Annotated in this window: 15 protein-coding genes and 1 pseudogene; 6 read left to right on the forward strand and 10 right to left on the reverse strand. The window is 56.9% G+C overall.

Annotated elements, in window-relative coordinates:
* Nucleotides 1-55 precede the first annotated feature (55 nt).
* Nucleotides 56-829, reverse strand: coding sequence for a MerR family transcriptional regulator (locus WMO24_RS03130; RefSeq protein ID WP_349214881.1), 774 nt, complete (start codon nucleotides 827-829; stop codon nucleotides 56-58).
* Nucleotides 830-1,016: 187 nt separating this feature from the next.
* On the opposite strand from WMO24_RS03130, the gene WMO24_RS03135 reads away from it, so the two are divergent.
* From WMO24_RS03135 to WMO24_RS03155, 5 genes and pseudogenes are all read left to right on the forward strand, one after another.
* Complete coding sequence (locus WMO24_RS03135) at nucleotides 1,017-1,475, forward strand: metallophosphoesterase family protein (protein ID WP_349214882.1); 459 nt, start codon at nucleotides 1,017-1,019, stop codon at nucleotides 1,473-1,475.
* Nucleotides 1,475-1,993, forward strand: a complete 519-nt coding sequence (locus WMO24_RS03140; RefSeq protein WP_349214893.1) for a DUF6933 domain-containing protein — start codon at nucleotides 1,475-1,477, stop codon at nucleotides 1,991-1,993. The genes WMO24_RS03135 and WMO24_RS03140 overlap by 1 nt, the downstream gene beginning before the upstream one ends.
* Entirely contained in the window at nucleotides 1,990-2,679 is a 690-nt protein-coding gene (locus tag WMO24_RS03145; protein ID WP_349214883.1) for an alpha/beta hydrolase, read from the forward strand. The genes WMO24_RS03140 and WMO24_RS03145 overlap by 4 nt, the downstream gene beginning before the upstream one ends.
* 149 nt (nucleotides 2,680-2,828) lie before the next feature.
* Nucleotides 2,829-3,341: pseudogene (locus WMO24_RS03150) on the forward strand (DUF5714 domain-containing protein); the annotation flags it as partial.
* Nucleotides 3,333-3,773 carry an arsenate reductase ArsC gene (locus WMO24_RS03155; RefSeq protein ID WP_349214894.1) on the forward strand — a complete coding sequence of 147 codons (441 nt, stop codon included), beginning with the start codon at nucleotides 3,333-3,335 and terminating at the stop codon, nucleotides 3,771-3,773. The pseudogene WMO24_RS03150 and the gene WMO24_RS03155, both read left to right, overlap by 9 nt.
* Before the next feature lie 29 nt (nucleotides 3,774-3,802).
* On the opposite strand, the gene WMO24_RS03160 is transcribed toward WMO24_RS03155, so the two are convergent.
* From WMO24_RS03160 to WMO24_RS03200, 9 genes are all read right to left on the reverse strand, one after another.
* Nucleotides 3,803-4,456 carry a vWA domain-containing protein gene (locus WMO24_RS03160; protein WP_349214884.1) on the reverse strand — a complete coding sequence of 218 codons (654 nt, stop codon included), beginning with the start codon at nucleotides 4,454-4,456 and terminating at the stop codon, nucleotides 3,803-3,805.
* A gap of 90 nt (nucleotides 4,457-4,546) precedes the next feature.
* Nucleotides 4,547-5,146 carry a helix-turn-helix domain-containing protein gene (locus tag WMO24_RS03165; protein ID WP_349214885.1) on the reverse strand — a complete coding sequence of 200 codons (600 nt, stop codon included), beginning with the start codon at nucleotides 5,144-5,146 and terminating at the stop codon, nucleotides 4,547-4,549.
* Nucleotides 5,147-5,262: 116 nt separating this feature from the next.
* Nucleotides 5,263-5,616, reverse strand: a complete 354-nt coding sequence (locus WMO24_RS03170) for a DUF2200 domain-containing protein (RefSeq protein WP_349214886.1) — start codon at nucleotides 5,614-5,616, stop codon at nucleotides 5,263-5,265.
* A gap of 4 nt (nucleotides 5,617-5,620) precedes the next feature.
* On the reverse strand, nucleotides 5,621-6,592 hold the full coding sequence (locus tag WMO24_RS03175) for an O-acetyl-ADP-ribose deacetylase (protein WP_349214887.1): 972 nt from the start codon (nucleotides 6,590-6,592) through the stop codon (nucleotides 5,621-5,623).
* Between the two features lie 27 nt (nucleotides 6,593-6,619).
* The gene (locus WMO24_RS03180) at nucleotides 6,620-7,129 is read right to left on the reverse strand and encodes a zeta toxin family protein (protein WP_349214888.1); all 510 of its coding nucleotides are present in this window, start codon (nucleotides 7,127-7,129) and stop codon (nucleotides 6,620-6,622) included.
* 126 nt (nucleotides 7,130-7,255) lie between these two features.
* Entirely contained in the window at nucleotides 7,256-8,467 is a 1,212-nt protein-coding gene (locus WMO24_RS03185) for a DUF4272 domain-containing protein (protein WP_349214889.1), read from the reverse strand.
* A gap of 14 nt (nucleotides 8,468-8,481) precedes the next feature.
* Nucleotides 8,482-8,880, reverse strand: coding sequence for a (deoxy)nucleoside triphosphate pyrophosphohydrolase (locus tag WMO24_RS03190; protein WP_349214895.1), 399 nt, complete (start codon nucleotides 8,878-8,880; stop codon nucleotides 8,482-8,484).
* A 378-nt stretch (nucleotides 8,881-9,258) separates the two neighbouring features.
* A complete protein-coding gene (locus tag WMO24_RS03195; RefSeq protein ID WP_349214890.1) occupies nucleotides 9,259-9,819 on the reverse strand; it encodes a flavin reductase family protein in 561 nt (186 codons plus the stop codon).
* A gap of 26 nt (nucleotides 9,820-9,845) precedes the next feature.
* Nucleotides 9,846-10,610 carry a hypothetical protein gene (locus WMO24_RS03200; protein WP_349214891.1) on the reverse strand — a complete coding sequence of 255 codons (765 nt, stop codon included), beginning with the start codon at nucleotides 10,608-10,610 and terminating at the stop codon, nucleotides 9,846-9,848.
* 182 nt (nucleotides 10,611-10,792) lie between these two features.
* On the opposite strand from WMO24_RS03200, the gene WMO24_RS03205 reads away from it, so the two are divergent.
* Nucleotides 10,793-11,548 (forward strand): EFR1 family ferrodoxin, encoded by a 756-nt coding sequence (locus WMO24_RS03205; protein ID WP_349214892.1) that lies wholly within the window; start codon nucleotides 10,793-10,795, stop codon nucleotides 11,546-11,548.
* Nucleotides 11,549-11,701: the final 153 nt, after the last annotated feature.

An 11,701-nucleotide genomic window follows, 5' to 3' on the forward strand; every position in this document is an offset into this window, starting at 1 on the left:
TTAACTTCCATTCTGCCCGGGAATTATGGGACTTTGAACTCAATTCCTGTTGCACTTAGTTTGACAATTCACTGTTTGCCCAATGGACCACCGCATCCCGCAAAAAGCGGGCACAGCCCGAAACCTGTTTGTCGTAATAGGCAGTAAAGCGCTCATCCATCACATAAAGTTCCGCGATGCCACGGTGCCTGGCCGGGTCGTACCGGGGCCCCACAAGAGTGAGCCATCGGCGATGGAGCTGGGTGATTGCTTTTCCATCCTCCCCTTCCGGCGAGGCGCCCGCCTGCACAGCGGCTTCCAGCCGTATTTGAATCTCCTGTCCCAGCTCGTTCCATTCCCGGTACTGCGCCTGCGTCAAATTCATCATCGCGGCATTGGCCTCATCCACCTGGGCATCTCCATACCGGGTGCGGATCTCCGCGCCGTAAGTTTTTTCATTTTGTTCTACGGCCTGTTTTTTAAATGCTTCAAACTTTTGCTCGTCGCGCATCTTCTCATTCCTTTCTTCTGCTCCGATGGTATCTTTCACCGACCGGATCAGTTTCTCCAACCGCTCATGCTCTGCCTCCAGAGCAGACAGGTGGCTTCGCAAAGCAGTCAGCCGGTCAAAGGAGGGATCGTCCAGACACTCTTTGATTTTGGCCAGCTCCACCCCGAGGACCCGATAATATAAAATGTCCTGCAGGCGGTCCACCTCTGCCTCACCGTAGTAGCGGTAGCCGTTCTCCGCCACCCGACCGGGCTTCAGCAGGCCGATCTGGTCGTACCAGCGCAGGGCGCGGGTGGTCACCCCGGACAGGCGCGACAGTTCCTGAATGGAATACTCCATGTCCATCCCTCCTCACAGACAGTGTAACAGTTGACGGTACGTCAATGTCAAGAGAGAAAATGATTTCTTCCAGCAAAACAAAAAATCTGATATACTGAAAGCACTGCAGGCCGAAACGTCCTGTGCAACGTTATGCAGCGGTGCTCCCCGGCGGGAACACCGAACGAGCTTGGAAGGGAGACGCTCTATGAAACTTGCCATCCTCTCTGACACACACGGCCTTCTGCGGCCCGAAGTCACGGAACAGCTGAAAAACGTTGACGCCATCCTGCATGGCGGCGACATCAACAAACAGAGCATCGTGGACGCACTGGAACAGTATGCTCCGCTCTATGTTGTCCGCGGGAACAATGACAAGGAATGGGCCCAGCACATTCCCCACAACCGCACCGTTGCCCTGGGCGGACTTGTCTTCTTTCTGGTACACAACCAAAAGGACGTTCCCGCTGATCTCAGCGGAGTGGATGTGGTGGTATTCGGCCATTCGCACAAATATTCGCAAACAGAAAAAGGCGGCGTTCTCTGGCTCAATCCCGGTTCCTGCGGCCCCCGCCGCTTTCACCAGAAAATCACCATGATGGCGGCGGAAATCGCAGACGGAACTCTCCGGGTGGAAAAAGTCGTCATTCCGCATGAGGTGAAGTGATGGAACTGGGCCTGACATTTCCGCTGCAGCGCTTTTTGAAAGTGAAAACACCGCCCTACGGCACAGAACCGGATCCGCGCTTGTGCTGGGATCTGCATGTGATCGATCTGCGCGGACGCAAATGCCTGCTGGCCGTCCATTGCCACAGCCGGTATACCTTTGTACTCTATGACGTAGCCTCCTTCCTTCGGACGGACCTTCCCGGGCTGTTTCGGACGGGGCTGACCGAAAGCCTGAACGAGGCCGGATTTGACTCCTTTTCGTCCGAGTCGTATCTTCGGCGGGCCGGTGCTTTTGAAATCACCCGTACCCACGGCCGCCGGGAGGTGGCATTTTTGAACCGGGCCTGGGAGGATGTGATGGCGCTGGATCTGTGCCTGGACACATCCCGCCGGGCTCAGCCTCTGCTGGACCATGCCGTCAACACCCGGACCAGCCGCTGCGCAGGCTTTGACGGGCTTGGAACCGCCCTGGAGCGAATCCGCGCAGATTTGAACGAAGGAGGAACAACCCCATGAACATACATCGATTTTCAATCGGCTCTGTCCCCGCTGTCTTGTACGGGGAACCCGCCGAGCAGGGTTATCTGTTTCTGCACGGACAGATGGGCTGCAAGGAAGAAGCAGAACCCTTCGCACAGCTGGTCTGCGCCAGGGGCGGACAGGTGCTGTCCATCGACCTTCCCGGCCACGGCGAGCGCCGCGGCCGCCGCGAGGAGCTGACCCCCTGGGCGGCTGTACCGGACATTCAGGCCGCGCTGGATTTTGCCCAAACGCGCTGGAAAACGGTTTCTCTCCGGGCGACCAGCATTGGCGCCTACTTTGCCCGCTTGTCTTTCCCGGCACCTGCCCGCGCCCTGCTGGTCTCGCCCGTGCTGGAGATGGAAGACCTGATTTTCAGCATGATGCGCCGGGTCGGCGTGACGCAAGAACAGCTGCAAAAGCAGGGTGAAATCACCACCTCTTTTGGTCAGACCCTGTCCTGGAAATATCTGTGCTGGGTGCGGGAGCATCCGGTGTTCGGCTGGAACTGCCCCACCTGTATTCTCTGCGGAAGTGCCGACCAGATGATCTCCCGCCAAACGGTGGAAGCGTATGCCCGGCGGCACAGCGCCCGGCTTACCGTACTGGAAGGCGGCGAACACTGGTTCCACACGCCGGAGCAACTGGCTGCACTGCACAAATGGGAGGAGACGGAACTTTGAATACAGAAGAATGCCTGATTTGCCAAGCCCCTTTGGAATACCTGACACAGGACGAAGTCATGGAATGCGCTGTCTGCCATCGGAGAGAACCCAGCAAGACCCGCTGCAAAAACGGCCATTACGTTTGCAGCGACTGCCACATGCAGGGGATGGACAGCATTTTCGGTCTCTGCCTCTCAGAGACTTCCTCCGACCCGGTGGCCATTGTCCGGCGAATGATGGAACTGCCCTTCTGCCATCCGCAAGGACCGGAACATCATGTGATGGTGGGGGCTGCCCTGCTCACAGCCTACCGGAACGCCGGCGGCCGTCTTGAGCTGGAACCCGCTCTTCGAGAGATGTACAGCCGGGGCCGGTCTGTTCCCGGCGGAGCATGCGGCTTTTGGGGTGCCTGTGGCGCAGGGATCAGCGCCGGGCAGTTTCTGTCCATTGTCACAGCGTCCACTCCCCTGGCCCGGGAACCCTGGGGTCTGAGCAACCGCATGACCGCCTGTGCACTGGAGAGCATTGGAAAAAACGGCGGGCCCCGATGCTGCAAACGGGATTCCTTTCTATCCATTCTGGCCGCTGTAGATTTTGTCCGGGAGCATCTGGGGGTGGAGATGGAGCGGACCGTGCCCGTCTGTTCCTACAGCAGTCGGAACCCCCAGTGCATCGGCCGTCGCTGCCCTTTCTCGGCGGCCGGACACGCCAAACCCAAGGTGGCCTTTCTCTGTGTGCACAACTCCTGCCGCAGCCAGATGGCCGAGGCCCTGGGCAAAAAACTGGCCGGCGATGTATTCGAAAGCTTTTCCGCCGGCACCGAGCCCGGCGCGCGAATCAATCCGGACGCGGTGCGTCTGATGAAGCAGGTTTACGGCATTTCCATGGAACAGACCCAATACAACAAACCCTTGTCCGACCTGCCCGCTGTGGACATTGTTGTCACCATGGGCTGCAATGTCCAGTGTCCGACCATGCCCTGTTCCCACCGGGAGGACTGGGGGCTGGATGACCCCAGCGGCAAAGCAGACAGCGAATTTCTCCTGGTTATGAAAAAAATTGAAGAAAAAGTGCTGGACCTGAAGCGGCGCATTCAGGCCGGTGAACTGTAAAAAGGCTGCCCGGTTTCCCGGGCGGCCTTTTATTGTTTGGGTTTTCGGTTTTGAAAATCCGCCTCAATGGCATCCTTCCAATGTTCGCCCAAAGGAGCGCTGCATCGAACAGCCGCCACCGCCTGACTTACCACTTCGTAATTGAGCCGGGTCCCCGCGCTGTCGCAATGATAATTCACCGCCCGGTCGGGGCCGATTCCAAGTTCGCCCGCCGTTTCTGCTGCGTCGATGTTGGCTCCCAGAAAGAGGAATTCCCAGCCGTACGTTTCCTGTTGGCGCCGAATCATCTTCCGGATCTGCGCAGCCGAATAGCGGCGGCTGACATTCTCCATGCCGTCGGTGGTGATCACAAAAAGTGTGTGCTGCGGCACATCCTCGCTTCGGGCGTATTTGTGGATATTTCCAATGTGCCGGACCGTCTCACCGATGGCGTCCAGCAGAGCGGTACAGCCCCGGACACAGTAGTCCTTTTCGGTGATGGGCCTGACTTTTTCCACAGCCACGCGGTCGTGGAGCACTGTAAGGCGGTCGTCAAACAGGACGGTGGAGACAAACGCCTGTCCGGGTTCTTTTTTCTGCTTTTCCAGCATGGAATTGAACCCGCCGATGGTGTCTCCCTCCAGCCCCTGCATGGAACCGCTGCGGTCCAAAAGAAATACCAGTTCCGTCAAATTCTGTTTCATAAGAAAATCCCCCTGTACTGTGTGATTGGTTACAAGCACAGTATAGGGGGATCGCACGTTTCAAAGGTCGCGCAGCAGGCGACAAATTTTTCAATGGCGAGGTGTTTGTCTGAATAGCGTTCTTCGCATGTATTTGGGATTGATGACAAAAATATAAACCAAGCACACGCCCAGCACAGCCAGCGTTCCCGCCATCCCGAGCTGAAAACGGAAGCCGGCCCAGGCGATTACAGCCTGAAGCAGGCAGTAACACAATTCGATCCTGTTGTTTTTCCTGCGCTGAGCCAAGTCTTTCTCGTAGTTCAAATTGAATGCCATCCAGATGGAGCATGCGGCCAGAGGGATCAGTTTGACGGCGAGAATCACAGCGGCAGGCAGTCCGTATTCTGACGGCGGCATCGGCTGAATGCAAATATTCAGCGCCGCGGCCTGGCAGATAATTGCCAGCAGCGTCAGATTTTTGTGCAGAATGGTCCGGTCCTGCTTTTCTTTGGCGCCTGCGCCGGCCAGCTCGTCCAAAGAAACTCCGTAAAGAGATGCGAGCGCCAGCAGATTTTCAGACGAGGGCAAGCTCTTTCCACTTTCCCACTTGGTCACGGCCTGTCGGCTGACTCCCAAAAGCTCCGCAACTTTTTCCTGGGAAAGCCCCTGTCTGAATCGGCACTCCCTCAGTCGTTCGCCCACTGTCATGGTGACCACCTCCTAGGGGCATTGTACCCAAACAACCGGCATTTTTCTACCAACTGCCCGGCAACAATCGGTTGCATGCCCCTCAACAGGCCACAATCTCCCCATGTAACATCCTGTCAGCCTTTTCGCAAAATCTGCTCCATTGCTTTTCCTTTGGCCAGTTCATCCACCAGCTTGTCCAGCCGGCGAATTTCGCGCATCACAGGATCTTCGATCTCCTCCACCCGAACACCGCACACCTTGCCTGTGATATACATACGGTTCGGGTTCATGGCCGGCGCGTTGCGAAAGAACTCGCCATAGCTGACAGAGGACTGCTCCAGCCGGGCAAGGTCCTGCGCTGTGTATCCGGTGAGCCACGCGGTCACCTGATCCACTTCCTGCCGGGTACGGCCCTTTTTCTCGGCCTTATTCACAAGCAACGGATAGAGCTTGGCAAAGGGCATCTGTGTTACATCGGCACGGGGCATCGCGTCAACCTCCCAACAGGCTCTGGTCAAACGCAAACAGAGCCTCGTTGATTTCAAAAATATTGTAATTTTGATGTGTGATAAAATATTCCACAATGATGTCGAACTTGCTGGCATGAGAAAAGGCAAATCCCGCTTTTTCCAGCAGTTCCCGGGCTTCTTCCAGCGGCAGTTCCAGAGCAACGGCAAAGGCCATGGCAGTGGGTTTGGATGGCTTGTAATGAACATCGGACCGAATTTTTGAAAAGAGTTTTCGGTCAATATTGGCCCGTTTGTAGCACTGAACATCGGTGATACCGCATTCGTCGATCTTGCGCAGCAGCATCTGGGAAAAACTCTCGTCCAGCCGGTCCAGCGCTTCAGCCAGAGATTCGGGCGCAGCTGCGGCAGGTGAAGCGGCAAGCACCATGGCCTGCCGGCTGTGCTCCGCATGGAGATCCGTATGTTCTTCCACATAGCGGTCATCAATGTAGGCGGTGATGTCGTCAAAAAGCTTTTCGCCAATGGCACAGGCGGCCCGGTCGAAGATGACCAGATAAACCGTCATTTCATGGGAAAGCAGAAAATCGCCAATGGTGTCCACCGCAACCTGGAAGGCCTGCTCTCTGGGATAGCCGTACACCCCGGAAGAAATCAGGGGAAAAGCCACGGTCCGGAAGGAATGGGCCGCCGCCAATTCCAGAGAGTTCCGGTAGGCAGAAACCAGCAGCTGTCGTTCTCCCGCACCGCCGCCGCGCCAGACAGGGCCCACGGTGTGGATGACGTAATCGGCAGGCAGCCGATAGCCTTTTGTTATTTTGGCCTGGCCGGTCCTGCATCCATCCAAAGTCCGGCACTCTTTCAGCAGATCCGGCCCGGCGGCGCGGTGAATGGCGCCGTCCACACCCCCGCCGCCCAGCAGGCTTTCGTTGGCAGCGTTCACAATGGCATCCACTTTCATTGTCGTAATATCATTTCGCACAATGTGCAGCGGCATAGCGGTTCCTCCTTTGGCTTGGCACAATCAAAAATCCACGTGATAGTTTTCGTCGATCAGAATGTACTCTGCACCGTATTTACGGCACATCTCCAGCGTTTCGGTATTGTCACGCAACAGCGTTTCCATGGTACAGGACGAATCGTCCAGTCGATGCTCCACCACCCCGGCGTATTGTTGAATATCCCGGTAATGGCGGCGGATGTACCCCTCGCTCATCACCAGGCAGCGGTACCGGATCTGCTCGCGGTACTCCGCCGGAAAATCTTTTTCCCAATCAAAGGGGATGTAGCATCCCTCCACAATAAGGTTTTGTTTGTTTTCGATGGCGGTTTTGATGATCTCCCTCACCACCGGCCACAGATAATCTGTCAATTCCCGGTCGCTGCTCACAGGGGTGAGCGATGTATATCCGCTTCGGATCAGGCCCATTTTCAAATGGTCAATGGAAAGATAAGGATATCTGTATTTTTCCAGAAGCTTTTGCGCAAGGGCGGTTTTCCCCGTATGCGATGCTCCCGCAATCAAAAAAATCATATCGCTTCCCCTCTCTGCATCGATGTGACAGGCTTATCATAGCATGGGCAGTCTCATCTGGCAATGCACGCAACGCATCTAAAAAAAGGCCTTCCGCTGCGGAAGGCCTTTCGGTCTGCATCTCTGTCAGGTGGAAAGGTTTACATCATCCCATTCAACGGCACCATCACAGCCCGCCACCCAAAACAAACCCCGGTGGCGTTCCATCACAACGCCTGCATCCAGGCTCTGCGGCGCGGTGCCCTGCAACCGGGCCTGATTGCAGCACCAGTGAAGGCGATAAATCAAATCCGCCGCATCCAGCAGCTCTGACTGCGGACGAAGGCGGGCAGCCTGTATTAGCTGCTCCATCCCATAATGCTCGCGCATGATGCCGGCAGCACGCGGCACATCACAGATGCGGTCGGGCCAGGGCAGTTCATCGGTCAGGCCCAAGGCCCATTCCATCACCCACACATTTTCATACTGCCACGCAAACTGGATCTGTTCCATCCTGCTGGAAGCCGGATTTTCCAGATACGCCCATTCCTTCGGAGAAAAGAAATCCTCCGCCTGATAGGTCTCAAGAATGGGCTGCACATATGCTCTGGCCTGCTCGTGGTCCAGCGGGTCCTCCTCGTCCAATCGACATTCGGAGTACAGCGCTACCACCAGCAAAGCCACCGCACGGCGGCACACCGCCTCAACCGTGCGTGCGCTGCCCGGCCAGATGACCGGCAGCTCCTCGTTCACCGGAAGCTGCCGTGCACGCAAAATTTCCATCGAACGTTTTTTCCGCAGCAGCAGTTCCGCCGGTGTCTCGTTCCAGACAGGCTGCGGGCATAGGTCCATGGGCGGAAGGGTTGCCTGCGGGTCAGCAGCCCCATTCCAATCCAGCAGCAGGCGAAAGTTTTCGTCGTACACACTGCCTGAGAGGTCCGTCACCAGTCCCCGCACCGCTCTTGCGCATTCGCACGCCACACCCGTAACGGACTCACTCATCCGGGGAAGGTCCCGCCCGACGCAGGATGCATCCATCCGGACCACCCCGCCACAGGAATACAGCCTGTCCAGCAGGGCCTGCGCTCTCGGCCCCGGGCTTTGAACCTTGCCGTACCGTACAACAAGCTTCCGAATCCATGCCGTGGTCTGCCTTTCCTGCTCATCCCATCCTGCACAGGAAAGGCAGGTGAATGTAATTTCTGTCTGCGCATTGCGGAGAACCAGGCGGCGGGGAGCGGTCCGCTTTCCGCTGGGGAAAGCCAGTTCCAGCAGGTTCATCATCGGTTCGCATTGTTCCACCGGACACAAGATCAAAAAAGTGCGATCCAGAGTTCTTTTAACAAAAGGAAGCCGCATAGGGTTCTCTCCTTTCACCGTGCCGTTTCTGCCCCGTGCGTACGGCGCAGCTTTTCCAGAATGACTTCGTCGGCAGGGCAGAACGGATACTGGTCGATCTCTTCCACCGTGATCCAGCGCAAATCGTTGTGCTCCAGTTTTTGAAGCTCTCCCTGCAGGATTTTGGCATGGAACAGCGTCAGATGCACGGTCAAGTCCGGATAGGCATGGGTCACTTCCATAAAGATGTCGTCCACCGCCACGGTCACCGCCAATTCCTCGCGGCACTCACGCGCCAGCGCCTGCTCCTTGGTTTCCCCCGGTTCAACCTTGCCGCCCACAAACTCCCACAGCAAACCCCGTGCCTTGTGTGCCGGGCGCTGGCAGATCAAAAAGCGGTCGCCCTGCCAAAGCAGAGCTGCCACTACCTCCACCGCTTTTCCGGTGACCGGGCGGCACAGCGGCAGCACATAAATGACCGGCTCTTCGTATGGGTGAACCGCGCGAACAGCTGCCAGCGTCTCTTCCAATCGATCGGCACGGCATACGGTCTCCAATTTCCATTCCGGTGCACAGCACATTTCGCCCACACGCCCCGTGTGCGGCTGTGCGCCCTCCAAAGGTCTCCAGCAGCCGGTAACCGGGCTGCAGGACATGCAGCCCTCGTAATTGCCGATGCGGCCCGCACCCGCCTTTTGCAAAGCGGCCTGCACGGGCTTTAAATGGCTTTCCGGCAAAAAAATTTCCAGCTTGTATTCCTCCGCACACATGGCTTGTTCTCTCCCCTTTTGAATCCTGGCCCGGATCCGGTTTTATTTCAGCCGCGCTCCGTCCCGAAACGCATTGCCCACTTTTTCGCCCAACTTGCGATACGTGTTATTGACCGGGTCAAAGGTGATGGGCGCCAAACGGTCCGGGTCGATTTTCCCGTCCGGTCCCAGAATGCGCTCGTCGGCACTGACGTTCACGATCTCGCCCACCAGGCGCCCTGTCTGCGGGTCATAGCTGCGCAGCCGGCATTCCACCGCCATGGGCAATTCATCGATCAGCGGCGCATCCACAAATTCCGAAGCGCTGGTGTGAAGCCCGGCTTTTGCCAGTTTGTCCGGCACATCGTTTCCGGAAACGATGCCCACATAATCGCACTCCGTCACATGTGCCGCATCGGCCATGCTCACTGTAAAGGCCTTCCGCGCCAAAATATTCCGGGTGGTTTTATGCCCTGCACTGATGCACAGTGAAAGTTCCTGATCGTCACTGATTCCGCCCCATGCGGCATTCATGGCGTCGGGAACACCATTCTCGTCATAAGTACCCAGGATAAATACCGGCTGCGGATAGGTCCAGGCCTTTGCTCCAAAATTCTTTCTCATGTCAATCGCTCCTTTTCTTTCATCGGTTACTCGTTTCGATGCCGCCGTACACTCCAATACAGCAGTGCGGCCGCGCCAACCCCGGCCAGAGCCAGCGCGGGAAAATAAAAATTCTGCGGCAGCCGCGCCTGCGCCGGATGGCTGAAAAAGCACACGGCCACACTGCACAAAAGAAGCAGCCCGGAGACCGCCATTCCCGCAGCGGAAGGATCTTCTCGCTGCTCCAGCTGGTTTTCCCAGCCTCTCCTCCGCTCCAGTTCCCGAATGAGCCAGTCCTCATCCTCGTACCCCTTCAAAACGGTACAGCCGGACCGGAACACGCGGCCGTTTTTCCGCACCTGGCAGATCAGCGCGTAGTCATGGGGATTTTCGCGCATACGCTCTACTTTCAGCACTTCCATCGCACCCGGCGGCACGGTCTGCCGATTGCGGATGCGTTCCAGCCAGCGCTGTGCATCGGCCGCATGCCGGGTGGCGCCCGTCACACTTCTGCCGCGACACAAGGTCCGTGTGTCTGCCCAAAACAAATGGTCCTGTTCGTCCAGGAAGAAAACAATGGCGTCTCTTGCAGACCGGCGCCCCAGCCGTACTGCCAGTCCGATGAGCAGAGCCGTCACCGCTACGCACAAAAACAGCGACCAGGTGCGCATGGACATGCCCCGGCGAATCATGCAGACCGAACCGCCTGCCGCCAGCAGAACGCCCAAAAGCGCGATTCCCAGGCTGCCGCCCATGGTGTGAAGAAAATGATTCCTGCCCGCCTGAATCTGCGGGGACATCCAAATCTTCATAAAAGCCCCCTCCTGCTCTCTTTCATCATACCCCGGAAAAAGCACGGATGCAATCTTCCCACTGTAAAACTTTTCAAAACAGATTTCTCTTTGAAAAGCAGCCGCGGTGTGCTATCATAAGGACAAATCGATGTGCTCTTTCAAGCACATGCGCAAACAGTTTGCTTCACTGGAGGGGTTGGATGATCGTCTGTTTTTCAGGCACCGGAAACAGCCGGTACTGTGCTCAATGCCTGGCGGAACACTTAAACGATACCACACTGGACGCATTTTCTTTCCTTCGGGACCAGATTGCCGCTGAACTGGCCAGCGAAAAGCCCTGGGTCTTTGTGTGCCCCACATATGCCTGGCAGATGCCCCGCGTGTTCGCGGACTTCATTCGCGCGGGCCGCTTTTCCGGCAGCCGGGATGCTTATTTCGTTCTGACCTGCGGCGGTGAAACGGGCAACGCCGTGCAAAGCATTGCCGCGCTGTGCAATGAAAAAGGCTTCTCCTTTAAAGGCCTTCTGCCCATAGTGATGCCCGACAATTACCTGGTTTTGTTTCCTGCGCCGAAACCTGGCGAAGCGGAAGAAAAAATTGCCGCCGCGCTGCCGGTGCTTCAACAGGCAGCCCAACAAATTGCCGCGGGAGAAACGCTTTCTTCTCCCCGTGCCGGAATTCTGGATAAATTGAAATCCGGCCCGGTCAACCAGGGAATGTACCGCTTTTTCATTAAAACCAAGCCCTTCCGAACCACCGATGCCTGTGTGAGCTGCGGCAAGTGTGCCTCGCTCTGTCCGCTGGGGAATATTGCCCTGCAGGACGGACGGCCCATCTGGGGCGAACGGTGCACGCATTGCATGGCCTGTCTGTGCGGCTGCCCCGCCGGCGCCATTGAATACGGAAAGGCCACGGACGGAAAGCGCCGGTATCAGTGCCCGCCGTACAAAAACTGAGCGTTTTTCATGCAAATGCGCTCTCCGAATGATTGCCCAAAGAGCGGAACCTGACGGTTCCGCTCTTTTTTATCGCTCGGTGAATTATACTATCAAGTGCAACACTTTAGGGAAATAAAAAGGAGTTCATACAGCCCCCTGTGGTAGAATGAA

Source organism: Ruthenibacterium intestinale (assembly GCF_040096265.1).
Classification (GTDB): domain Bacteria; phylum Bacillota; class Clostridia; order Oscillospirales; family Ruminococcaceae; genus Ruthenibacterium; species Ruthenibacterium komagatae.

What these genes read in the sequence shown, in the direction of transcription:
- WMO24_RS03130 (WP_349214881.1), bottom strand. Translation starts at nt 829, where the DNA reads ATGGAGTATTCCATTCAGGAACTGTCGCGCCTGTCCGGGGTGACCACC.
- WMO24_RS03140 (WP_349214893.1), top strand. Translation starts at nt 1,475, where the DNA reads ATGGAACTGGGCCTGACATTTCCGCTGCAGCGCTTTTTGAAAGTGAAA.
- WMO24_RS03195 (WP_349214890.1), bottom strand. Translation starts at nt 9,819, where the DNA reads ATGAGAAAGAATTTTGGAGCAAAGGCCTGGACCTATCCGCAGCCGGTA.
- WMO24_RS03165 (WP_349214885.1), bottom strand. Translation starts at nt 5,146, where the DNA reads ATGACAGTGGGCGAACGACTGAGGGAGTGCCGATTCAGACAGGGGCTT.
- WMO24_RS03200 (WP_349214891.1), bottom strand. Translation starts at nt 10,610, where the DNA reads ATGAAGATTTGGATGTCCCCGCAGATTCAGGCGGGCAGGAATCATTTT.
- WMO24_RS03160 (WP_349214884.1), bottom strand. Translation starts at nt 4,456, where the DNA reads ATGAAACAGAATTTGACGGAACTGGTATTTCTTTTGGACCGCAGCGGT.
- WMO24_RS03170 (WP_349214886.1), bottom strand. Translation starts at nt 5,616, where the DNA reads ATGCCCCGTGCCGATGTAACACAGATGCCCTTTGCCAAGCTCTATCCG.
- WMO24_RS03180 (WP_349214888.1), bottom strand. Translation starts at nt 7,129, where the DNA reads ATGATTTTTTTGATTGCGGGAGCATCGCATACGGGGAAAACCGCCCTT.
- WMO24_RS03185 (WP_349214889.1), bottom strand. Translation starts at nt 8,467, where the DNA reads ATGCGGCTTCCTTTTGTTAAAAGAACTCTGGATCGCACTTTTTTGATC.
- WMO24_RS03135 (WP_349214882.1), top strand. Translation starts at nt 1,017, where the DNA reads ATGAAACTTGCCATCCTCTCTGACACACACGGCCTTCTGCGGCCCGAA.
- WMO24_RS03175 (WP_349214887.1), bottom strand. Translation starts at nt 6,592, where the DNA reads ATGCCGCTGCACATTGTGCGAAATGATATTACGACAATGAAAGTGGAT.
- WMO24_RS03205 (WP_349214892.1), top strand. Translation starts at nt 10,793, where the DNA reads ATGATCGTCTGTTTTTCAGGCACCGGAAACAGCCGGTACTGTGCTCAA.
- WMO24_RS03145 (WP_349214883.1), top strand. Translation starts at nt 1,990, where the DNA reads ATGAACATACATCGATTTTCAATCGGCTCTGTCCCCGCTGTCTTGTAC.